We start from the raw sequence: 20,831 nt of genomic DNA on the forward strand, positions 1-20,831 counted from the left end.
AAAAGGAAAATGCGGTATGACGGTTGCCCTGTGGTGTGTTTTGATCGCTTTTCTCCTGCCTTACCTGTGTATCGGCATCGCCAAGGCAGGCGGGAAATATAGGCTGCAAGATAACCACGATCCCCGGGACTTTCTCGACTCACTCGAAGGTGCTCCCCGGCGCGCCTACGCCGCGCAACTGAACAGTTTCGAAATCGCTCCGTTCTTTGCCGCCGCCGTGATCGTTGCGCACCTGGCCGGCAATGCCGAACTGGTGACCATCAACGTCCTGGCTGTGTTGTTCATCACCAGCCGCCTGCTCTACATCATTTGCTATTTGGCCGACTGGGCAGTCTTGCGTTCGCTGGTATGGTTCGTGGGGGTAGGGTTGGTGGCGAGTTTCTTCTTCGTTTCGGTTTGAACCCGGCTTTGGCGTTTCGGTGTTTTTGCCGGCCTCTCGCGAGCAAGCTCGCGATGGGGCCGGGACAATAAACACGTCCTTCAAGGATTGGCGCTGACCGCATTCGCCACCTGCGGCACCTGAGGCAACGCCATCCCCTTGGGCCACAGCATCCAGATCTGGCCTTGTTGCTTCATATCCCCCGCCAATTGCCCGGCGGCCTCGCCCGTGCCCCAGAACAGGTCCGCACGCACTTCGCCGGTAATCGCACCTCCCGTGTCCTGTGCCGCAACGGGGCGGTTCAAAGCGCTGCCGTCGGGTCGAGTCGTGGACAGCCACAACAGACTGCCCAAGGGAATTACCTTGCGGTCCACGGCCACGCTGTAGCCCGCGGTCAAAGGGACGTTCAGCGAGCCTCGCGGGCCTTCATTGCTGTCGGGGTTGCGGTTGAAGAATACGTAGCTCGGATTGCTGGCCAGCAATTCGGGAATACGGTTCGGGTGGGCCTTGGCCCAGGCACTGATGGTGCCCATGGTCACGTCTTCTTTTTTCAGCTCGCCCTGCTCAACCAGCCAGCGGCCAATGGGGCGATACGGGTGGCCGTTCTGGTCGGCATAACCGATGCGCAGTTGGCGGCCATCATCGAGACGGATGCGCCCCGAGCCCTGGATTTGCAGGAATTGCAGGTTCATCGGGTCTGTCAGCCAGGCGATGACAGGCGCCTTCACCCCGCTGTTCTCGATGGTGGCGGCGTCGTCATACGGCTTGAGCACCCGGCCTTCGAGACGGCCGCGCAGGCGTTTGCCCTTGAGCTCGGGATAAATGCTGTCCAGCGACACAATGATCATGTCCTCCGGTACACCGTAGACTGGCACGTTGGCGGTGGCAGTCTGGGTGAGGCTGCCGGGATAGACCGGTTCGTAGTAGCCGGTAATCAGGCCGTTGGGGCTGTTGTCCCCCGAACGCAGACCATAGACATCCAGGGTCTGCTTGAGGAAGTTGCGAACATCCTGTGGGGTCTGCGGCACATTCACCGCTGCCGCGCAGGTTGGGCCCCAGCTTGCGTCCGCCTTGAGCCGGACGCACGCGCTGCGCCAGGAGCCGAAGCCGGCCAGCAGGTCCTCGTCGGACACCGGCGGCAACGCTTCCCAAGGTGCGTTGACGTAAGTGGCAAGGGCGTGAGTCTTGGGTTCTTCGACCTTTTCGCCGCGATTGCAGCCGGCCAGCAGCACGATCAACGGCAGTGTCAGCGCCAGGTTTTTGTGCCATGACTTGAAGCGGCTATTCATGAAGGTTTCCTTTGCAATCGTCGGGTGCCTTCGCGCACTCGACAACCCGTATTGTTGATAGGGCCATTGGTCTTTTCTGGCGACCCGGGGATACTAACGGCCGTTTCCTGTCCCGAGGCAAAGATGTTTGTAAGACGATTTTCCATGGCTGTGCTGGCCTGCCTGATGTTATCCGGCTGCGGTGGCGTCGATCCCAACTCTCCCCTGGGCCAGCGCAAGGCGATTTTCAAACAGATGCTCAAGACCAGTGAAGAACTGGGCGGCATGCTGCGCGGCCGTGTTCCGTTCGACGGCGTGCGTTTTGCCGACGGCGCGGTAAAGCTGGACCAACTGTCTCACGAACCTTGGAAGCACTTCCCGCCGGTTCGTGAAGAAGACCACACCAGCGCCACGGATGAGGTTTGGCAAAAGCAGGCGCGCTTTCAGGAACTGGCCCGCAATCTTGAGGCGGCCACCGGTGAATTGGTGACGGCCAGCAAGGTCCAGCCTTACAGGGCCAGCAACCTGGGGCCGGCGGTGCAGAAAGTCGAAGATGCGTGCAGTGCCTGCCATAAAGAGTTTCGCAATCACTGATCGTGAAGCAGTGGGCAGTTTCAAAGCATGGAGCTTTGAGCTTGCCGCTTGAAACTTGCAGCTTGCCGCTTATTTATCCAACTCATCCACCGCTTCCTGCAATTCCTTGCGGGAAGCCGCCAGTTTGTCTTTACGCTTGTTGATTCGCTCCGCGTCGCCTTTCTTCATGGCTTTTTCCAGGTCGGCCTGGCGACGACTCACCTCGTGCTTGGCCTCGAGGACCTTGTTTTCCCGCTCCTTGCGCAAGGATGCGTCCGTGCAATGAGTGGTCACTTCGTTCAGCGCTGTTTCGAGCCCGGCTTGCTGGGCCGAATTGCCTCGGGACTTGGCCAGTTCGATCTGGTTGATGATGCCCTGGCGCTTTGCCGCGCACCCGGTCAGCTCCGGGGGTTGCTCAGTTGCCATCAAAGGCGAAGCCATGACACCGCACAGGGCGAGCAGGGCAACGGGGGACAGGAAATTCATAGCAACTCCGTATAAAGACTCTCGGGCGGTCGGTGTAGATGCGCTGTTGGAACGCATGTCCGCCCCTTGGGTTCAACCGCGCCGGGTCGAATCAGAAACCGTCGACGCCAGCGGTGTGTAGTGTTTCTCTCAAGGCCAGCACCTGCGGGTCGCGAAAAAAAGCGCTCAGTTGCGCGGCGCGTCCCGGCCCGATACCGGCTTCGGCTTGCCATTGTTCAATGCTGCGCCCAGCCAGCGCCTGCCACGATCCGTCCAGCTTGGCCTCAGCAGTGGGCGGCAGGCCAAGGGCCTTGAGCCATTGCCGAAAAGGCTGCTGCCGTGCGCTGTGCAGGCTGGCCAGCAGGCGGGCGCTGCTGCGCTCGCCGAAACCGGCAATGTTAGCAAGCTCCGTGGCATCGAGGGTCAACCAATCCAGTAATCCGTCGAGTCGACCCGCGGCCAGCAGCTTTTCCCAGGTGCCGGGGCCGACATGGGGCAGGCCGAGCCCATGTTTGCCACTGAGCCAGTTCAAGCGCGCAAGGAACTGGCTTTCGCAACCGGGCGTCGGCTGCCAGCAACTCAGGAAATGGTAGTTGGCGGCGATCGGTACCTCGAGGTCCGGGCGCTCGACGCTGCGCAGTACAACGCTGTCGAGCCGTGGAATGGTCAACCCGGCCAGGCTGATGGCCACCTGGTCGCCGGGGCGGATGTCCATCTGCTCCCAACGCTTGAGCGAGCTGACGCTTACCCGCTGGATCTGGCGATCATCGAGCGTCACGGGCTCAAGCTCCAGCACGGGTGTGATGCGCCCGGTACGGCCGATCTTGAAACGCACCTTGTGTACCTGCGCCAGGGCCTGGGCGTACGGGTACTTCCAGGCCACGCTCCAGAACGGCGCCCGGGCCTGCCAGCGGTCGGCCGGTGGACGGTGGCTCTGGCGCAGCACGATTCCATCGCTGGCAAATGGCAGGGGCGTGCGATACCAGTGGTTGCGCCAGTGTTCGGCATCGGCAAATGCCTCGACAGGCTGGCTGTAGCCGGTCGTATCGGCAAAGCCCAGCTCGTTCAGCGCGGCGATCCGTTCGGGCAGGGTCGCCGGGCCCTCGGGCCAGTCCCAAACAAACAGGCCGATTCCTGATGCCTGGCCGGGGGGCAGGTCTTTGCGGGCCATCAACCCGGCCACCGCCGATCGGGCATTGAGTCCGCCACGAGTGGCTTGTACATGATCGTCGAGCCGCCAATACAACTCGCCCTGAACGAGCAGGTCCGTGGGTTGACGCAACTGGCGGGGAATGGCCTCGATCTTGTGGGCGTTCGAAGTCCAGTCGTGCCCGTGGTTGCCATCGCCGCGGCTGATTGCCTGTTGCAGGCGCCCACCGTGATAGATAAGGGTCACCGCGACACCATCGACCTTTGGCTGGACCCAGACGTCCGATCGCCCTTCAAGCCAGTTCCCCACGGCTTTGGCATCCTGGAGTTTATCCAGGCCCGTATGAGCGACAGGGTGCGGTACTTTTCCGCCCGCCGTTCGCAAGGACGAGGCTAGGGGGGCTAGGCCCTGGCAACGGCGCCATTGCTCCAGCTGCATGCGGGACTGGTCGTACAGCTCGTCGGCCACCAGGGCGCGGCCGAGGCGATGATAGGCATCGTCCCAGGCGTCGACCTGTCGCTGGAGGATGTCGACCTGCGCCTGGGCGCGCTCCTTGGGCCAATCGGGGCACGGCGCAGCAATGGCCGGGGCCACGAGTGATAGATAACAGGCGAAGACGCGCAATAACGGCAGCATCGAAGCATCCTTGCTAAATGAGGTACTCGAAGGCTAGCCGCTGCCGTGAAAGGCGCGAGGCCTGGAGCGTTACGGGGTTTTACGAAGAAATGAAGGCGAATCGCCGACGGTACAGTCCGGGTCGATCTGGCTGCGCAACTGTCCCTTGAACCCGTCGGTGGCCGGTGCAGAATGGGCGCTCGATCCGATCTGCCAGGAGTGCAAACGATGGACCTGACGACGCTCGCTGTCTTCATCCCTGCCTGCTTCGCGCTGAACATGGCGCCGGGCCCGAACAACCTGCTATCGATCAGTAACGCCTCGCGTTATGGTTTCGTCCGAGCGTGCAGCGGCGGAGTGGGTCGATTGGTGGCCTTTGCCATCATGATTGCCCTGGCGGCGGTGGGGCTGACGGCTGTGTTGCACACCTCGGAATTGTTGTTCCTGGGCATCAAGCTTGTCGGCGCCGGCTATCTTTTTTACCTCGCCGTGCAGTTATGGCGCGCGCAGCCTGACGCCGGCAGCGAGGCGGCGACCAACTTGATGAGCATGGCCAGCCTGGCGCGCCAGGAATTTCTGGTGGCAATCGGCAATCCCAAGGCGATTCTTTTATTTACCGCTTTCCTGCCGCAGTTCGTTGATCGTACTGGCACTGTCACTCAACAGTTCGCCGTATTGGGCGGGCTGTTCCTCGCCCTGGAATGCGTGGCGATCGGCTTGTATTGCTACATGGGCATTTATGCGCGGCGATTGTTTGCCCGGCCTAGCGGCAAGCGCTTGTTCAACCGGATGTGTGCGGCGTTGCTGGCGAGTGCTGCTTCGTTCTTGCTGGTGGCGCGGCGGACGTAGCAATACCCCTTTGTCAAAACGCAAAAAAAGCCCCTGGCGACCGAGTCGCCAGGGGCTTTTTCATTGCAGCGCGTATTACAGGCCGGCAGCGGCGCGCAGGGCGTCGGCGCGGTCGGTTTTTTCCCAGGTGAACGTGGTGAAGGTGTCGTCGCCCACGGTCTTGGTCTGCGGCGTGCGACCGAAGTGGCCGTAGGCTGCGGTGTCCTGGTACATCGGGTGCAGCAGGTCGAGCATAGTGGTGATCGCGTATGGACGCAGGTCGAACACTTCACGCACCAGCTGGATGATCTTGTCGTCGCCGATCTTGCCGGTGCCGAAGGTATTCAGCGAGATGGACGTAGGTTGGGCTACGCCGATGGCGTAGGAAACCTGAATCTCGCAACGCTCGGCCAGGCCGGCGGCGACGATGTTCTTGGCGACATAACGACCGGCGTACGCCGCCGAACGGTCAACCTTGGATGGGTCCTTGCCGGAGAACGCGCCGCCGCCGTGACGCGCCATGCCGCCGTAGCTGTCGACGATGATCTTGCGACCGGTCAGGCCGCAGTCGCCCACCGGGCCGCCAATGATGAACTGGCCGGTCGGGTTGATGTGGAACTGGGTGTCCTTGGACAGCAGTTCGGCAGGCAGCACGTGCTTGACGATCAGTTCCATCACGCCTTCGCGCAGGTCCTTGTAGGACACTTCCGGGTTGTGCTGGGTCGACAGCACGACGGCATCGATGCCGACGACCTTGCCGCCTTCGTAGCGGCAGGTCACTTGCGACTTGGCATCCGGGCGCAGCCAAGGCAGCAGGCCGGATTTGCGGGCTTCGGCCTGACGCTGGACCAACTGGTGCGAGAAGGTGATCGGAGCCGGCATCAACACGTCGGTTTCGTTGCTGGCGTAGCCGAACATCAGGCCCTGGTCGCCGGCGCCCTGGTCTTCTGGCTTGGCGCGGTCAACGCCCTGGTTGATGTCCGGGGACTGCTTGCCGATGATGTTCATCACGCCGCAGGTCGCGCCGTCGAAGCCGACGTCGGAGCTGTTGTAGCCAATGCCGAGGATCACGTCGCGAACGATCTGTTCCAGGTCGACCCAGGCCGAGGTGGTGACTTCGCCGGCGATGATCGCCACGCCCGTTTTCACCAGAGTCTCGCACGCCACGCGGGCGAACTTGTCTTCAGCAATGATGGCGTCCAGCACCGCATCAGAAATCTGGTCGGCGATTTTGTCCGGATGCCCTTCAGACACGGACTCGGAGGTGAAAAGGGAGTATTCGCTCATCTCGATGTTTTCCTACAAGTTACCGATGGTGAGTGTCGCCAGCCGGCCGCTGAAAATGGCGGACCTGTATCTGGAAACCATTACGTAAGCCTACATAGAGGCTTTCCCCGGGCACGAGGCCCGCAGCGGTGGCCCAACGGGCCAGATCGTCCTGTTCAAACCCCAGCCAGAGATCACCGCAGGCCTCCTTGGCCCAACTCTGGTTGTGGCTGCATAACTCTGTCACCAACAGGCTACCGCCCGGTTGCAGCAGGTTGGCCATGTGCTTGAGCGCGTCGGCCGGTGCGGCAAAGTGGTGGAGCACCATGTTCAATACAACGCAATCGGCCCGCAGGCTCACGCCGTTCAGGGCATCGGCCAATTGCAGGCTGACATTAGCCAGGGACTCGCGCTCACATACCTGGCGGGCCAGTTCGAGCATCGCCGGGCTGTTGTCCAACGCTGTCACCTGGCTGAAGCGACGCGCCAGTTCCGGCAGGAAAGCGCCGTCGCCGGGGCCGACTTCCATCGCCGTGGCACAGGGGCCGAAGCTCAGCTTGTCGAGCAGTGCCACTACGCTGTCACGGTATTGCGGCAGCCCGGCGATCAGGTCCTGCTGGGCGCGAAATTTCTCTGCTACTCGTGCGAAAAAATCCTGGCTGGCGGCGGCGCGTTGCCCGTGGACCTGGGCAATGCGGTCCTGTACCTCCATCGGCAGGTCCAGCTCGTCCACTTCTTCGAGCAGCGCGGCGTGCAGCTTGCCACCCAGAAGCTCGGTGTGGGGCAGGGCGCGCCGATAGAAGATCGCGTTGCCTTCGCGCCGCGTCGCCACCAGGTCGGCCTGGGCCAGGACCTTGAGGTGATGGCTCATGCCCGACTGGCCAATGCCGAAGATCTGCGCCAGCTCCAATACACCGAACGAGTCGTTCGCCAGGGCGCGCAATACATTGAGCCGCAACGGATCGCCGCCGGCCTTGCAAAGGGCCGCCAGCTCATCGCTGTCATCATGGCGAATGGAAGGCACGCGTAAGCTCATGGGCGGCAGTCTAGTGACGGGCCTGGTCCATCGCAAGGCCAATATCAAAAAGTTTTGATATTGCTCGATAAATGGCACTTCCTTGCGTGTGCTTGACTCTACCCACCATCAGCGGAAAGGTTTCACCTGCCCGATGCGACTTTATCCGCCGCAAATATCGCCTTTGGACGAGTATCTGATTGCCCCGGGGCGGGTGGGTGAGGGAAAATGCTCGCCTTTTTCAGTTTCGTTATTCAAAACCCAGGAGATCAGCGATGCCCAGCCGTCGTGAGCGTGCCAATGCCATTCGTGCCCTCAGCATGGATGCCGTGCAAAAAGCCAACAGCGGCCATCCCGGCGCCCCCATGGGTATGGCGGATATCGCCGAGGTGCTTTGGCGCGATTACCTCAAGCACAGCCCGAGCAACCCATCGTTCGCTGACCGTGACCGCTTCGTGCTGTCCAACGGCCACGGCTCGATGTTGATTTACTCGTTGCTGCACCTGACCGGTTATGACCTGTCGATCGATGACCTGAAGAACTTCCGCCAACTGCACAGCCGCACCCCGGGCCACCCGGAATACGGCTACACGCCAGGCGTGGAAACCACCACCGGTCCACTGGGCCAAGGCCTGGCCAACGCCGTGGGCTTCGCCCTGGCGGAAAAAGTCCTGGCGGCGCAGTTCAACCGTCCCGGCCACAACGTCGTCGACCATCACACCTACGTATTCCTGGGTGATGGCTGCATGATGGAAGGCATTTCCCACGAAGTCGCTTCCCTGGCTGGCACTCTTGGCCTGGACAAGCTGATCGCTTTCTACGATGACAACGGCATCTCCATCGACGGCGAAGTCGAAGGCTGGTTCACCGATGACACGCCCAAGCGTTTCGAAGCCTACAACTGGTTGGTGATCCGTAACGTCGACGGTCACGACCCGGAAGAAATCAAGATCGCCATCGAGACGGCCCGCAAGAGCGCTCAGCCAACCCTGATCTGCTGCAAGACGACCATCGGTTTCGGTTCGCCGAACAAGCAGGGCAAGGAAGACTGCCACGGCGCGCCATTGGGTGCCGAGGAAATTGCCTTGACCCGTGCCGCGCTGAAGTGGGAACACGGCCCGTTCGAAATCCCGGCCGACATCTATGCCGAATGGGACGCCAAGGAAAAAGGCCGCGCGGCCGAAGCCGAGTGGGACCAGCGTTTTGCGGCCTATTCCGCCGAATTCCCTGAACTCGCCAACGAACTGGTGCGTCGCCTCAGCGGCGAGCTGCCGGCCGATTTCGCCGAAAAAGCTTCGGCGTACATCGCCGAAATCGCGGCCAAGGGCGAAACCGTCGCCAGCCGCAAGGCCAGCCAGAACACCCTGAATGCCTTCGGCCCGCTGTTGCCGGAGTTGCTGGGCGGTTCGGCCGACCTGGCTGGTTCCAACCTGACCCTGTGGAAAGGCTGCAAAGGCGTGACGGCTGAGGACGCCAGCGGCAACTACATGTACTACGGCGTTCGTGAATTCGGCATGAGCGCGATCATGAACGGCGTTGCCCTGCATGGCGGCCTGGTGCCCTACGGCGCGACTTTCCTGATGTTCATGGAATACGCTCGCAACGCCGTGCGCATGTCGGCACTGATGAAAAAGCGGGTGCTGTATGTGTTCACCCACGACTCCATCGGCCTGGGCGAAGACGGCCCGACCCACCAGCCGATCGAGCAACTGGCGAGCCTGCGCTGCACGCCGAACCTGGACACCTGGCGCCCATGCGACGCCGTGGAGTCGGCCGTGGCCTGGAAACACGCCATCGAGCGCAACGACGGCCCGTCGGCGTTGATCTTCTCTCGCCAGAACCTGCAACACCAGGTCCGCGATGCCGGCCAGATCGGCGATATCAGCCGTGGCGGCTATGTGCTCAAGGACTGTATCGGCGAGCCTGAGCTGATCCTGATCGCTACCGGTTCGGAAGTTGGCCTGGCCGTCCAGGCCTACGACAAGCTGACCGAGCAGGGCCGCAACGTGCGCGTGGTGTCCATGCCGTGCACCAGCGTGTTCGACGCTCAGGACGCCGGCTACAAGCAAGCGGTGTTGCCACTGCAAGTCAGCGCACGAATCGCAATCGAAGCCGCTCACGCCGATTACTGGTACAAGTACGTGGGCCTGGAAGGTCGCGTGATCGGCATGACCACCTATGGCGAATCGGCGCCTGCCTCGGCGCTGTTCGAGGAATTCGGCTTCACCCTGGACAATATCCTGGGGCAGGCTGAAGAGCTGCTGGAAGACTGATCCACATAAGTTGTCTGTTCTGCCATCGTCAGATCGCCGCCCGGAGCAAGCTCGCTCCCACAAGGATCTCCACCGACCCTGTGGGAGCGAGCTCGCGATAGCGGTGGTGCAGACAATGCTGGTCTTAACGGATTCACCCGATCAGAGAACCCCCATGCCCCAACCGCGTCCCTACAAAGTTGCACTCAACGGCTACGGCCGCATTGGTCGTTGCGTCTTGCGTGCGTTGTTCGAGCGAGGGGCGAAGGCTGGGTTCGAGATCGTGGCCATCAATGATCTGGCCGACATGGCCAGCATCGAATACCTGACACGCTTTGACTCCACCCATGGCCGGTTCCCCGGCGAAGTGCGGGTCGAGGGCGATTGTCTGCATATCAATGGCGATTGCGTGAAGGTCCTGCGCAGTGCCACCCCCGAAGGCATCGATTGGGCGTCCCTGGGTGTCGACCTGGTGCTTGAATGCTCCGGGGCCTACAACACTCGCGACGATGGCCAGCGTTTCATCGCTGCGGGCGCGCCAAGGGTGCTGTTTTCTCAGCCGATGGCCAGCGAGGCGGACGTCGACGCCACCATCGTCTTTGGCGTCAATCAGGATTGCCTGACCGGCGAAGAATTGCTGGTGTCCAACGCCTCATGCACCACCAACTGCGGCGTGCCGCTGTTGCGCCTGCTGGACCAGGCCATTGGCCTGGAATACGTGTCCATCACTACGATCCACTCGGCAATGAACGACCAGCCGGTGATCGACGCCTATCACCACGAGGACCTGCGCCGTACCCGCTCGGCCTTCCAGTCGGTAATCCCCGTGTCCACTGGTCTGGCGCGCGGCATCGAACGGCTGTTGCCGGAACTTGCCGGACGAATTCAGGCCAAAGCCGTGCGGGTGCCGACGGTCAACGTGTCCTGCCTCGACATCACGATGCAGACCGTGAGCGATACCGACGCCACCGAGGTCAACCGGATCCTGCGCGAAGCCGCCACCCGCGGCCCGCTCAAAGGCCTTCTGGCCTATACCGAGTTGCCTCATGCCAGCTGTGATTTTAACCACGACCCGCATTCGGCCATCGTCGATGCCAGCCAGACACGTGTTTCCGGGCCGAGGCTTGTGAACATCCTGGCGTGGTTCGACAACGAATGGGGTTTTGCCAATCGAATGCTGGACGTTGCCGAGCACTACCTGCAAACAGCTTCCAATAAACCTGCTCTCTAAACAGTTACCCAGGAATTGCGACCCATGACCGTGTTGAAGATGTCCGACCTCGATCTGCAAGGTAAGCGCGTACTGATCCGCGAAGACCTCAACGTCCCCGTCAAGGACGGTGTCGTCACCAGCGACGCGCGCATCCTGGCCTCGCTGCCGACCATCAAGCTGGCCCTGGAAAAAGGCGCTGCGGTGATGGTCTGCTCGCACCTGGGCCGTCCGACCGAAGGCGAATTCTCGGCGGAAAACAGCCTCAAACCTGTCGCCGACTACCTGAGCAAGGCCCTGGGCCGTGACGTGCCCCTGATGGCTGATTACCTGGGTGGTGTCGACGTCAAGGCTGGCGACGTCGTGTTGTTCGAAAACGTGCGCTTCAACAAAGGCGAGAAAAAGAACGCCGATGAACTGGCCCAGCAATACGCCGCCCTCTGCGACGTGTTCGTGATGGACGCCTTCGGCACCGCACACCGTGCCGAGGGCTCGACCCACGGCGTGGCGAAATTCGCCAAGGTCGCCGCTGCTGGCCCGTTGCTGGCTGCCGAGCTTGATGCGCTGGGCAAGGCCCTGGGCTCTCCAGCTCAACCGATGGCCGCTATCGTTGCTGGCTCCAAGGTGTCGACCAAGCTGGATGTACTCAACAGCCTGAGCCAGGTCTGCAACCAATTGATCGTCGGTGGCGGCATTGCCAACACCTTCCTCGCCGCCGCTGGACATCCCGTCGGCAAGTCGCTGTACGAGCCGGACCTGCTGGAAACCGCCCGTGAAATCGCCGCCAAGGTCAGCGTGCCGCTGCCGGTGGACGTGGTGGTCGCCAAGGAGTTCGCCGAGAGCGCCGCCGCGACGGTGAAGCTGATCGCTGATGTCGCCGAAGACGACATGATCCTCGACATTGGCCCGCAAACCGCAGCCAATTTCGCCGAACTGCTGAAATCCTCCCAGACCATCCTGTGGAACGGCCCGGTTGGCGTATTCGAATTCGATCAGTTCGGCAACGGCACCAAGGTATTGGCCCAGGCCATTGCCGAAAGCGCTGCGTTTTCCATCGCGGGTGGCGGCGACACCCTGGCCGCCATCGATAAATATGGCGTCGCCGAGCAGATCTCCTACATTTCTACCGGCGGTGGCGCGTTCCTCGAATTCGTCGAGGGCAAAGTGCTGCCTGCCGTGGAAGTCCTGGAAAGCCGGGCCAAGGCCTGAGGCGACGTTGACCAGGCAAAGGAGTGTTCCGATGGTCAAGACGTTCATGGCGCTGATGGCCGCGACGTTGCTGGTAGCCTGTTCCAGCAGCCCGCAAGGCACGGCGCCAGATAATACGGTGCCGACGCCCGAAAAAGGCTGTTACCAGGCTGACTGGCAGGCCGAGACCAATCCGGTGCTGAACAAGCGCTCAGGACCGGACGGCCTGGATAAATACGAGACGCAAGCGCCGGTCAAGGAACATGGTTGCCCTTGACGGGTCAGACTCATTAGCTCATGGCGGGCGGCTCGGCCGTCAGCCGAGGAACACGGATGAAAGGCTTTGTCGCCGTTGTGGCGTTGGCATTGTTGGCCGGTTGCTCGCAACTGGGTTTTCTACAATCGTCCGAGCCCGTTGCAGAAGGCTGGACGAGTTGGACATGTGATAGCGGGGCCAAGGTGCTCTGGCGTTATACCGATGCAGCGCGCAAGGAAGTGGATGTTCGCCTGGGCGGCGCAGACAAGGTCTACCGTCTCAAGCTTGAGCCGGGCGCTGAAGGATCGCTGTACAGCGATGACATGCTGGCGCTGCACGTCAAGGGTGAGGAAGGCCTGGCGTATTGGGTCGCCACCAATGACTTGATTGGGCGTGGCTGCAAGGCTGACTGATCTGCCGAAACCCAATGTGGGAGCAAGGATGCTCGCGAAAGCGATGCCTCAGGCAGCAGAGATGTTGACTGCTAGGCCCTCATCGCGAGCAGGCTCGCTCCCACAGGGCTTCTTGTTTGTAGTGAGATTTTGTTTCGTTGGACACGCAGATCGGGTCAACCCCCGATCCGCAATGACTTGAATAGCCGCCGCCGCTCCGGCAGGCTGGCACGATTAACGACCCTCGACCGGGAGAGATACACACAATGGCACTTATCAGCATGCGTCAGATGCTGGACCACGCAGCCGAGTTCGGCTACGGCGTCCCAGCCTTTAACGTCAACAACCTTGAGCAGATGCGCGCCATCATGGAAGCCGCTGACAAGACTGACTCCCCGGTAATCGTCCAGGCCTCGGCCGGTGCCCGCAAATACGCCGGCGCGCCGTTCCTGCGCCACCTGATCCTGGCAGCGATCGAAGAATTCCCGCACATCCCGGTGTGCATGCACCAGGACCACGGCACCAGCCCTGACGTCTGCCAGCGCTCCATCCAACTGGGCTTCAGCTCGGTGATGATGGACGGCTCCCTCGGCGAAGACGGCAAGACCCCGACCGACTACGAATACAACGTGCGGGTCACCCAGCAGACCGTCGCCATGGCCCACGCCTGCGGCGTTTCGGTGGAAGGCGAACTGGGTTGCCTGGGCTCGCTGGAAACCGGCATGGCCGGCGAAGAAGACGGCATCGGCGCCGAAGGCGTGCTGGATCACAGCCAGATGCTGACCGACCCGGAAGAAGCCGCGGACTTCGTCAAGAAAACCCAGGTCGATGCCCTGGCCATCGCCATCGGCACCAGCCACGGCGCCTACAAGTTCACCAAGCCGCCTACCGGCGATGTACTGGCGATCGACCGCATCAAGGAAATCCACAAGCGCATCCCCAACACCCACCTGGTGATGCACGGCTCGTCCTCGGTACCGCAAGAGTGGCTGGCGATCATCAACCAGTACGGCGGCGACATCAAGGAAACCTACGGCGTGCCGGTTGAAGAAATCGTCGAAGGCATCAAGTACGGCGTGCGCAAGGTCAACATCGATACCGATTTGCGCCTGGCTTCTACCGGTGCCATGCGTCGGTTGATGGCGACCAATCCGAGCGAGTTCGACCCGCGTAAATTCTTTGGCGCGACCGTGACCGCTATGCGGGATGTGTGTATCGCGCGTTATGAGGCGTTTGGTACTGCGGGTAATGCTTCGAAGATTAAGCCGATCTCGTTGGAAGCCATGTATCAGCGGTATTTGAAGGGTGAGTTGAACGCTAAGGTCAACTGAGGCTTCAACGTTGTGAGAAAAAACCCGCAGTGATGCGGGTTTTTTAATGGGGCGGATTTGTGTGTATAGCCGGTGCTTGGGTTGGCCGCTTCGAGAGTGAGCTGGTTTTAATCGTCCAGTCCACTCTGCAAAGCGCCCTCAAAGTCTTGTCCGCCATAAAACACGCCCAGAATGGAAACCAGCTCGGCTTCAACAGCAAAGGCGATCACGGTCCGTTTACGGTAGTTTGTGATACGCAAACCCGGGCGTATCTCGTGCCTTTGGTTCCCTCGGTGCGGGAACGTCTGTAGTTCTTCACAGTAGGTCACGATGGCGTCGGTATACCGACGGGCCATTTCCGGCGAAGCCGCTGTGGCAATGTAGCGGTAGAGGGCAGCTAATTGCTCAAGGGCTTCCGGTGCAAACTCGACGGTGTAAGCCATTCACGGTTTCACAGTGGAATTTTCGTGCTCTGCCGCCAATCGGGAGCGCACCTGGTCCACGTTCAATGCTCGCGAGGGATCGGTTTTCAACGCGTCATAAGCTGGGGCCACTTGGCCTACGAGCCAGTTTTCCAACGCACGATCACGAGCTAGCAGTGCTCGGAGGCCATCCCGAATGACTTCGCTTTCAGTGGCGTACTCACCGGCAGCCACCTTGGCTTTCACTACGTCAGCCATCTGGTTAGGCAGCGTGATGCTGAACTGTTGAGTGCTACGCATGATGAGCCTCCTGGGTAAGATGGGATTTAATCCTACTCTGCTCAAAAGAATATGCACATGACCTCCTATCGTCCGATGACTTTGCCTGCGGATTAGGTGAGCTTGCTCGCGCTCGCGGTGTGTCAGTGGATCACTGCTTTGCCGATTCGCGAACAGGCTCGCACACAGGGGACCTCTATTGGTCTTCGAGGCCGCGCTGTTCAATGACACCGAACACGTCCGTCACGTCTTGGACGAGGATCCGGGCGACGTTCGTTAGGGTGTTGAAGTCGCCAGCAGCCGAGTCGCGCAAGGTGGCGCAGGCCATGAGCGTCAGGTAGTCGAGCGTGGCATGCAAGCGTTCGCTGGCGCAGGCGTGGAGCTCGGTCAGTGGGACGGTTTTATCGATGAACAGGACGGGCTGGGTGGTGGCGATCGGGGTGAGCGGAGTGAAGCGGCTGAGTAATTGATGCGTCGTCATAAGGTTCGGCCTCTATAAATGAAAATTCATTGCCACCTTTTTGCTGCGAAACAAACGGGTGGCAGTTGCGCGCGGGTTCGCAGACCGAGATAGAGACCAGACCCGGCAGACCCGAAGGCCTCCCGCGCGCAACCGCCATAAAATGAACGCAGGCGAGTTTGCCTGAATTTTCATTTGACGGTGCAAAGTCTCTGTCTGTTGTGGGCTGCGAAACCCCTGTCCACCGACCAAAGCCAGCAGACCCACCGAACTATAGAGCAGATTCCCGAGGCCAAAATCGACCCTGTAGGACGCACCGGCCCCCGTGGCGAGGGAGCTTGCTCCCGCTCGGGGGCGCAGCCCCCGCAAAACCGGTGCATGAGATGGGGCTGGCGGAAAGAAGGGGTCGCTTCGCAGCCCAGCGGGAGCAAGCTCCCTCGCCACATGGTGTAAATTCCTACGAGATTTTAGGACGTGAAAACTCAGGTGTTGTGATCGATATCCAGCACGCTGAACGTCACCTTCCCGCCTTCGCTGGTGTAGCCCGAGTTGTCCTGCACATATACCCCGGCCTTGAAGTACAACGGCTTGTCGCGCCAGGCGCGGCCGACGGTGGTGTACCAACTGTTGCCGGCCGCGGTGATGCCCAGGTCACCGGTACGATCGAGGTGAATCCGGTAGGAGAACGACCGATTGAGCTTCACCCCCGTGGCTACGGTGATAACCCTGCCTTCGCTGTCATCGGGGCGCATGCGGACCTTGGCGACGATGTTCCCGGTGTCGCTGTCGTCCTTGTATTGGTATTCCAGCTTGACCATGGGTTTGCTGCTGTCCTTGGCATGGATCTGACCGATGACGATCTTGCCGCTGCTAGGTACTTGATTGACGGCGAGCGTTGCCCTCAGGAAGTTGTCGGCGTCTGGGTAGACCCAATTGCGCAACCTTCCGTCTTTATAGGTTTCGCGCAGTTCACTGCGCGGGTAGATCGCATTTTCAGTCTTGGAGCCCGTCACCGGCGACCAGAAATACACCGTGCTGCCTTGGGAATTGAAATACTTATCCTTGAACCCGTCCACCAGGCGCGGCGTTTCGATGGTTTTCGGCGGGCTGCCTTCGGGAATGCTCAGGTTCCAGGTTGCAAGATCGACCATGTTCGGATCCTTTCTGAGAAAAAGAAATGATTTACGCCACAGCCGGAGGCTCTAAGACGCGCTTTTGCTGAGGCCAGACGCAGGCGCGGACGAAAAATTGGCACGTTCGTCCGGCGAAGGGTTGGCGTCAGCAGACCGTCAGAGTGGCGTTTTGCGGTTTTGTGCCCGGGAGAAGGGACCGCTGGTCGAGAAATTGGATTTTCGAGGGAACGATTACACGATGGCCTTTTGACGCTTGTTGCGTGAAGACATCATGGGCCTGTTGAAACCGGGGGATGAAGGCGGGAACCCATCGCAGCGTCCCTGCTGCAATGGCGGCGGAGCGGGTCGGCGATCAAAGCGTGGTGTGCTTGATTTCCAACTTGCTGAACGTCACTTTCCCGCCTTCAGTGACATAACCGGTGTTGTCTTGCACGTACGCGCCTGCCTTGAAGTAGAGCGGTTTTACTTTCCAGCTTGGGTCAACGGTGGTGCGCCAGTTGTAACCCGCCGCGGAAATGCCCAACGCGCCCTTGGGGCTCAGGTGGATCATGTAGGAAAAGTTGCGGTTAAGCGTCACACCGGTAGCGACGGTGATGACCTGGCCTTCCTTGTCATCCGGGCGCATGCGCACTTTGGCGACGATGTTGCCGGTCGAACTTTTAGTCTTGTATTGGTATTCCAGCTTCACCATCGGGCTGTTGCTGTCCTTTGTGTGAATCTGGCCGATCACGATCTTGCCGGTGCTGGGCACCTGGTTGACCGCCACGGTCGCGCGCAAGGTGTTATCTGCCGCAGGGTAGAGCCAGTTGCGCAATCGTCCGTCGGGAAAGGTTTCCCGCAGCTCGCTGCGCGGGTAACTCGCGTTGGCCGTTTTGGTGCCGGTCACTGGCGCCCAAAAGAATACGGTGCCGGTTTCGGCGTTGAAATATTGGTCCTTGAACCCTTGGGCCAGGCGAGGGGTGTCGATGGTCATCGCCGGGCTGCCTTCGGGGATGCTCAAGTTCCAGGTTGCGAGATCGATCATGTCCAGGTTCCTACGTATCTGATGTAAAAGGTGCACGCCGTGTCGGGAGGCTTTAAACCGCCCTTTGAAGCGTTTCGAAACGCTGGATGGGGCTTTTTGTTGTTGACCGGTCGGCGAATGTTTGACGTCAATTGTTCGTCGAGTAGGTCATTGCAGTTTCTGTGCCTGGAGAGGGTGACCGTTAGTCGGCTATTTCGGGCTTTGTCTGGATGATGGCGCGATGACACCTACTGCTTTTCAAAATCCCGGTCTAGAGTGAGATCACTGTATGTTGTCCGCCTTGTTCCATAAGACGGACATGGCGCCCCGATAAGAGAAGCAGCATGGAATGCGCGCAACCCCCGTTTGGCGAAGACAGCTCCGTCCTTTTGATCGTTGATGACTACCCTGAAAACCTGCTCAGCATGCGAGCGTTGTTGCAGCGTCCGGATTGGCGGGTGATGACCGCCGCCTCTGGTGTCGAGGCGCTCAACATGCTCCTGGAACACGACATCGACCTGGTGCTGCTGGATGTGCAGATGCCGGACATGGACGGCTTCGAAGTGGCGCGCCTGATGCGTGGCAGCCAGCGCACGCGGCTTACGCCCATCATCTTCCTGACGGCCAATGAGCAATCCCAGGACGCGGTCATCAAGGGATACGCCAGTGGCGCGGTGGATTACCTGTTCAAGCCATTCGATCCACAGATCCTCAAGCCCAAGGTGCATGCCTTGCTGGAGCACCAGCGCAACCGGCGCGCGTTGCAGCGTCTGAGCCAGGATCTCGAGGCTGCCCGGGCCTTCAATGCCTCGGTGCTGGACAACGCCGCCGAGGGAATCCTCGTGGTGGATGAGAACGGATGCATCCGGTTCGCCAACCCTTCCACCTGCCGCTTGCTCAACGCCACCGCCGACCGGTTGCAGGGCTCGGCGTTCCTCGATTTCCTGCAAAAACCCCACATTCCCGAATGGCTTGATTCCGACATCCATTCCGCCTATATGCGCGGCGAAACCTGGCGCTTGCACGATGCCGTGTTGCGTACCGCGCCTGGACAGCAGGTGTCGGTGGCCTTGTCCTGCGCGCCATTGCCTGCGGAGCAGAGGGCGATGGTGGTCACGCTTCAGGACATGTCGGTGGTTCGTCATCTGCATCAGCAACTCGAATTCCAGGCTGTCACCGACCCCTTGACCGGCCTGCTCAACCGCAGGGGGTTCTATCAAACGGCGGAAAACCTGCTGATGCGCAGCGAGCGGCTAGAAAGCAACTGGGTGTTGCTGTACCTGGATCTGGATGGATTCAAGCGGGTCAACGATTCCCTGGGCCACGATGCCGGTGACCGGGTGCTGCGCTGGGTCTCGGAGCAATTGAAGACGTGCCTGCGTCCGTTCGACATCCTGGCGCGCCTGGGGGGCGACGAATTCACCGCGCTGCTGGATCTGGAACTGCCTGAGCAGGCGGCGAAGATTGCCGAAAAGCTCATCGAGCGGGTCTCGGTCTGCCAGCAGATCGACGGCATGGACGTGACGCTGGGGGCGAGCATTGGTATCGCGACCTATCCGGACTGCGGCTCCAACCTCGACGGTTTGCTGCGCGCCTCCGACATCGCCATGTACGAAGCCAAGCGTGCCGGCCGCCAGCAATATCGTTTCTACGACCATGAAATGAACGGTCGAGCCCGTTCACGGCTCATGCTTGAAGAGAGCGTGCGTTCGGCTATCGAGAACCGTGATTTCAACATGGTCTATCAGCCGCAGGTCAGCATTCGCGATGGGCGCACTCGCGGCTTCGAAGCGCTGTTGCGCTGGCAGCATCCGAGCGTCGGCGACGTGCCGCCAGGCTTGTTCCTGCCGTTGCTTGAGGAGGTACGGTTGATCAGCCGGCTGGGCAGCTGGATTTATCATCGCAGCGCGGCCCAGCGCAAAGTCTGGGAACGCATGTTCGCGGATGACCTGGTGCTGGGTGTGAGCCTTAGCAGTACGCAGTTCGGCATGCCGAACCTGGTCACCGAATTACGCCAGGTGCTGGAGCGCCATGCCTTGAAGCCCCGGCAACTGGAGGTTGAAGTGACGGAAGATGCGTTGATGCGCAACCCCGACGAAACCCATAAGCAGTTGCGGCTGCTGCGTCACCTGGGCGTGCGGGTGGCATTGGACGATTTCGGTTCGGGCCCTTGCTCGCTGGCGCATCTGCGCGATCTTGAGCTCGATACCCTCAAGCTTGATCGGCATTTGATTGCCCGCTTGCCGGACTCGCCACGGGACGCCGCGTTGGCCGCCTCGGTGATCGATCTGTGCGGTCAACTGGGGTTGCGGGTGATCGCCGAGGGGGTTGAAACCGCGGCGCAATACCAGTGGCTCAGGGATCACGGTTGTGAATATGTACAAGGTTTCCTGGTGGCGCGGCCCTTGATGGCCGAGGATACCGATGCCTTTGCCCGGCCCTTCGACTGGAGCGCGGTGCAGGCCTGAATTCGCTACACTGGCAACCTTTTGTGATTTGTTGCCGGCCGATGACCACGCTCAAGTACCTCCAGGCGTACCCCGCCGCTCTGCAAGCCCAGGTGCAGCAATTGATTGCCCAGGATCGGCTGGGCGACTACCTGCACCAGCGCTATCCCGGCCGCCATCCGATCCAGAGCGACAAGGCGTTGTATGGTTATGCGCTGCAAATCAAGCAGCAATACCTGCGCAACGCACCGGCGATCGACAAGGTGCTGTTCGACAACCGTCTCGACCTGACCCACCGCGCGCTCGGCCTGCACACGGCTGTCTCGCGGGTGCAGGGCGGCAAGCTCAAGGCCAAGAAGGAAATCCGCATTGCCTCGTTGTTCAAGGACGCGGCGCCTGAGTTTCTGAAGATGATCGTGGTCCACGAGCTCGCCCACTTCAAGGAGTCGGACCATAACAAGGCGTTCTATAACCTTTGCGAACACATGCTGCCGGGCTACCACCAGCTGGAATTCGATTTGCGCGTGTACCTGACCTGGCGCGACCTGCAACAAGACAAGGAATGAGTGGATGGACGTCAGCAAGACCAAGAGCAGCTTCTATCGTCGCCTGTATGTGGCTTACCTGATCGACAGCGACCTGGCCAGCAACATTCCCGCGCTCACCGAGGCCACCGGCATGCCACGGCGTACCGCGCAGGATACTGTCGCGGCATTGGCGGACCTGGACATCATCTGTGAGTTCGAACAGCAGCAAGGCGCGCGCAACCATGCCGGGCAGTATCGAATTCGTGATTGGGGGGCGATTGATCGGCGGTGGATCGAGCAGAACCTCGAGCGGATCAAGGCGGTGCTTGGGTATCCCTGAAGTTTTACTGGCCCAATCGTCGCACCGCCGCCGGGAGCTAGCTCGCTCCCATA

The 20,831-nt window shown here is 60.7% G+C and carries 22 protein-coding genes; 12 read left to right on the forward strand and 10 right to left on the reverse strand.

The window, feature by feature from the left end; genetic code table 11:
- Positions 1-16: 16 nt before the first annotated feature.
- Complete coding sequence (locus J3P81_RS01820; protein ID WP_434561851.1) at positions 17-400, forward strand: MAPEG family protein; 384 nt, start codon at positions 17-19, stop codon at positions 398-400.
- An 80-nt stretch (positions 401-480) separates the two neighbouring features.
- Here the strand turns inward: J3P81_RS01820 and mltA are convergent, their stop codons facing one another.
- Positions 481-1,668 carry a murein transglycosylase A gene (gene mltA / locus J3P81_RS01825; protein WP_434561853.1) on the reverse strand — a complete coding sequence of 396 codons (1,188 nt, stop codon included), beginning with the start codon at positions 1,666-1,668 and terminating at the stop codon, positions 481-483.
- 123 nt (positions 1,669-1,791) lie between these two features.
- Here mltA and J3P81_RS01830 point away from each other — a divergent pair, with 123 nt between their 5' ends.
- Positions 1,792-2,241, forward strand: a complete 450-nt coding sequence (locus tag J3P81_RS01830; protein WP_420764989.1) for a c-type cytochrome — start codon at positions 1,792-1,794, stop codon at positions 2,239-2,241.
- 69 nt (positions 2,242-2,310) lie between these two features.
- Here J3P81_RS01830 and J3P81_RS01835 read toward each other — a convergent pair whose 3' ends face one another.
- Positions 2,311-2,706, reverse strand: a complete 396-nt coding sequence (locus J3P81_RS01835; protein ID WP_434561855.1) for a DUF1090 domain-containing protein — start codon at positions 2,704-2,706, stop codon at positions 2,311-2,313.
- A 91-nt stretch (positions 2,707-2,797) separates the two neighbouring features.
- Positions 2,798-4,471, reverse strand: coding sequence for an NAD-dependent DNA ligase LigB (gene ligB, locus J3P81_RS01840; protein ID WP_434561857.1), 1,674 nt, complete (start codon positions 4,469-4,471; stop codon positions 2,798-2,800).
- Positions 4,472-4,678: 207 nt separating this feature from the next.
- On the opposite strand from ligB, the gene J3P81_RS01845 reads away from it, so the two are divergent.
- The gene (locus J3P81_RS01845) at positions 4,679-5,299 is read left to right on the forward strand and encodes a LysE family translocator (protein WP_434561859.1); all 621 of its coding nucleotides are present in this window, start codon (positions 4,679-4,681) and stop codon (positions 5,297-5,299) included.
- Between the two features lie 75 nt (positions 5,300-5,374).
- Here J3P81_RS01845 and metK read toward each other — a convergent pair whose 3' ends face one another.
- The gene (gene metK, locus J3P81_RS01850) at positions 5,375-6,565 is read right to left on the reverse strand and encodes a methionine adenosyltransferase (RefSeq protein ID WP_030137860.1); all 1,191 of its coding nucleotides are present in this window, start codon (positions 6,563-6,565) and stop codon (positions 5,375-5,377) included.
- 19 nt (positions 6,566-6,584) lie between these two features.
- Entirely contained in the window at positions 6,585-7,580 is a 996-nt protein-coding gene (locus J3P81_RS01855; RefSeq protein WP_434561861.1) for an ArsR/SmtB family transcription factor, read from the reverse strand.
- A 254-nt stretch (positions 7,581-7,834) separates the two neighbouring features.
- On the opposite strand from J3P81_RS01855, the gene tkt reads away from it, so the two are divergent.
- The 6 genes from tkt to fba all read left to right on the forward strand — a co-directional run bounded on the left by tkt (position 7,835) and on the right by fba (position 14,188).
- Positions 7,835-9,832: a transketolase gene (tkt, locus tag J3P81_RS01860; protein WP_420764984.1), complete on the forward strand. Its 1,998-nt coding sequence runs from the start codon at positions 7,835-7,837 to the stop codon at positions 9,830-9,832.
- Positions 9,833-9,986: 154 nt separating this feature from the next.
- Positions 9,987-11,042, forward strand: coding sequence for an erythrose-4-phosphate dehydrogenase (gene epd, locus J3P81_RS01865; RefSeq protein ID WP_420764983.1), 1,056 nt, complete (start codon positions 9,987-9,989; stop codon positions 11,040-11,042).
- 24 nt (positions 11,043-11,066) lie between these two features.
- The gene (locus J3P81_RS01870; RefSeq protein WP_434561863.1) at positions 11,067-12,230 is read left to right on the forward strand and encodes a phosphoglycerate kinase; all 1,164 of its coding nucleotides are present in this window, start codon (positions 11,067-11,069) and stop codon (positions 12,228-12,230) included.
- Positions 12,231-12,261: 31 nt separating this feature from the next.
- A complete protein-coding gene (locus J3P81_RS01875; protein ID WP_434561865.1) occupies positions 12,262-12,486 on the forward strand; it encodes a hypothetical protein in 225 nt (74 codons plus the stop codon).
- 56 nt (positions 12,487-12,542) lie between these two features.
- Positions 12,543-12,878, forward strand: coding sequence for an MliC family protein (locus tag J3P81_RS01880; RefSeq protein WP_434561867.1), 336 nt, complete (start codon positions 12,543-12,545; stop codon positions 12,876-12,878).
- 245 nt (positions 12,879-13,123) lie between these two features.
- On the forward strand, positions 13,124-14,188 hold the full coding sequence (gene fba / locus J3P81_RS01885; RefSeq protein WP_003177554.1) for a class II fructose-bisphosphate aldolase: 1,065 nt from the start codon (positions 13,124-13,126) through the stop codon (positions 14,186-14,188).
- A 107-nt stretch (positions 14,189-14,295) separates the two neighbouring features.
- On the opposite strand, the gene J3P81_RS01890 is transcribed toward fba, so the two are convergent.
- From J3P81_RS01890 to J3P81_RS01910, 5 genes are all read right to left on the reverse strand, one after another.
- The gene (locus tag J3P81_RS01890) at positions 14,296-14,610 is read right to left on the reverse strand and encodes a type II toxin-antitoxin system RelE/ParE family toxin (protein WP_434561869.1); all 315 of its coding nucleotides are present in this window, start codon (positions 14,608-14,610) and stop codon (positions 14,296-14,298) included.
- Entirely contained in the window at positions 14,611-14,889 is a 279-nt protein-coding gene (locus J3P81_RS01895) for a ribbon-helix-helix domain-containing protein (RefSeq protein ID WP_420764978.1), read from the reverse strand. It abuts the gene before it with no gap.
- A gap of 175 nt (positions 14,890-15,064) precedes the next feature.
- Entirely contained in the window at positions 15,065-15,349 is a 285-nt protein-coding gene (locus J3P81_RS01900; RefSeq protein WP_420764977.1) for a fructose-bisphosphate aldolase, read from the reverse strand.
- A gap of 461 nt (positions 15,350-15,810) precedes the next feature.
- Positions 15,811-16,479, reverse strand: coding sequence for a polysaccharide lyase family 7 protein (locus J3P81_RS01905; RefSeq protein WP_420764976.1), 669 nt, complete (start codon positions 16,477-16,479; stop codon positions 15,811-15,813).
- Positions 16,480-16,813: 334 nt separating this feature from the next.
- Complete coding sequence (locus tag J3P81_RS01910; RefSeq protein ID WP_434561871.1) at positions 16,814-17,485, reverse strand: polysaccharide lyase family 7 protein; 672 nt, start codon at positions 17,483-17,485, stop codon at positions 16,814-16,816.
- A 323-nt stretch (positions 17,486-17,808) separates the two neighbouring features.
- Between J3P81_RS01910 and J3P81_RS01915 the strand changes: the two genes are divergently transcribed.
- Genes J3P81_RS01915 through J3P81_RS01925 form a run of 3 tightly spaced genes read left to right on the forward strand, consistent with a single transcriptional unit; the run spans position 17,809 to position 20,778 of the window.
- Entirely contained in the window at positions 17,809-19,932 is a 2,124-nt protein-coding gene (locus tag J3P81_RS01915) for a putative bifunctional diguanylate cyclase/phosphodiesterase (RefSeq protein WP_434561873.1), read from the forward strand.
- Positions 19,933-19,973: 41 nt separating this feature from the next.
- Entirely contained in the window at positions 19,974-20,477 is a 504-nt protein-coding gene (locus tag J3P81_RS01920) for a M48 metallopeptidase family protein (RefSeq protein ID WP_420764973.1), read from the forward strand.
- Positions 20,478-20,481: 4 nt separating this feature from the next.
- The gene (locus J3P81_RS01925) at positions 20,482-20,778 is read left to right on the forward strand and encodes a winged helix-turn-helix domain-containing protein (RefSeq protein WP_420764972.1); all 297 of its coding nucleotides are present in this window, start codon (positions 20,482-20,484) and stop codon (positions 20,776-20,778) included.
- Positions 20,779-20,831 lie beyond the last annotated feature (53 nt).

Source organism: Pseudomonas sp. R1-6 (assembly GCF_051132115.1).
Lineage (GTDB): Bacteria > Pseudomonadota > Gammaproteobacteria > Pseudomonadales > Pseudomonadaceae > Aquipseudomonas.

Coding starts and splice junctions, on each gene's coding strand:
- J3P81_RS01820 (WP_434561851.1), top strand. CDS start 17: ATGACGGTTGCCCTGTGGTGTGTTTTGATCGCTTTTCTCCTGCCTTAC.
- mltA (WP_434561853.1), bottom strand. CDS start 1,668: ATGAATAGCCGCTTCAAGTCATGGCACAAAAACCTGGCGCTGACACTG.
- J3P81_RS01830 (WP_420764989.1), top strand. CDS start 1,792: ATGTTTGTAAGACGATTTTCCATGGCTGTGCTGGCCTGCCTGATGTTA.
- J3P81_RS01835 (WP_434561855.1), bottom strand. CDS start 2,706: ATGAATTTCCTGTCCCCCGTTGCCCTGCTCGCCCTGTGCGGTGTCATG.
- ligB (WP_434561857.1), bottom strand. CDS start 4,471: ATGCTGCCGTTATTGCGCGTCTTCGCCTGTTATCTATCACTCGTGGCC.
- J3P81_RS01845 (WP_434561859.1), top strand. CDS start 4,679: ATGGACCTGACGACGCTCGCTGTCTTCATCCCTGCCTGCTTCGCGCTG.
- metK (WP_030137860.1), bottom strand. CDS start 6,565: ATGAGCGAATACTCCCTTTTCACCTCCGAGTCCGTGTCTGAAGGGCAT.
- J3P81_RS01855 (WP_434561861.1), bottom strand. CDS start 7,580: ATGAGCTTACGCGTGCCTTCCATTCGCCATGATGACAGCGATGAGCTG.
- tkt (WP_420764984.1), top strand. CDS start 7,835: ATGCCCAGCCGTCGTGAGCGTGCCAATGCCATTCGTGCCCTCAGCATG.
- epd (WP_420764983.1), top strand. CDS start 9,987: ATGCCCCAACCGCGTCCCTACAAAGTTGCACTCAACGGCTACGGCCGC.
- J3P81_RS01870 (WP_434561863.1), top strand. CDS start 11,067: ATGACCGTGTTGAAGATGTCCGACCTCGATCTGCAAGGTAAGCGCGTA.
- J3P81_RS01875 (WP_434561865.1), top strand. CDS start 12,262: ATGGTCAAGACGTTCATGGCGCTGATGGCCGCGACGTTGCTGGTAGCC.
- J3P81_RS01880 (WP_434561867.1), top strand. CDS start 12,543: ATGAAAGGCTTTGTCGCCGTTGTGGCGTTGGCATTGTTGGCCGGTTGC.
- fba (WP_003177554.1), top strand. CDS start 13,124: ATGGCACTTATCAGCATGCGTCAGATGCTGGACCACGCAGCCGAGTTC.
- J3P81_RS01890 (WP_434561869.1), bottom strand. CDS start 14,610: ATGGCTTACACCGTCGAGTTTGCACCGGAAGCCCTTGAGCAATTAGCT.
- J3P81_RS01895 (WP_420764978.1), bottom strand. CDS start 14,889: ATGCGTAGCACTCAACAGTTCAGCATCACGCTGCCTAACCAGATGGCT.
- J3P81_RS01900 (WP_420764977.1), bottom strand. CDS start 15,349: ATGACGACGCATCAATTACTCAGCCGCTTCACTCCGCTCACCCCGATC.
- J3P81_RS01905 (WP_420764976.1), bottom strand. CDS start 16,479: ATGGTCGATCTTGCAACCTGGAACCTGAGCATTCCCGAAGGCAGCCCG.
- J3P81_RS01910 (WP_434561871.1), bottom strand. CDS start 17,485: ATGATCGATCTCGCAACCTGGAACTTGAGCATCCCCGAAGGCAGCCCG.
- J3P81_RS01915 (WP_434561873.1), top strand. CDS start 17,809: ATGGAATGCGCGCAACCCCCGTTTGGCGAAGACAGCTCCGTCCTTTTG.
- J3P81_RS01920 (WP_420764973.1), top strand. CDS start 19,974: ATGACCACGCTCAAGTACCTCCAGGCGTACCCCGCCGCTCTGCAAGCC.
- J3P81_RS01925 (WP_420764972.1), top strand. CDS start 20,482: ATGGACGTCAGCAAGACCAAGAGCAGCTTCTATCGTCGCCTGTATGTG.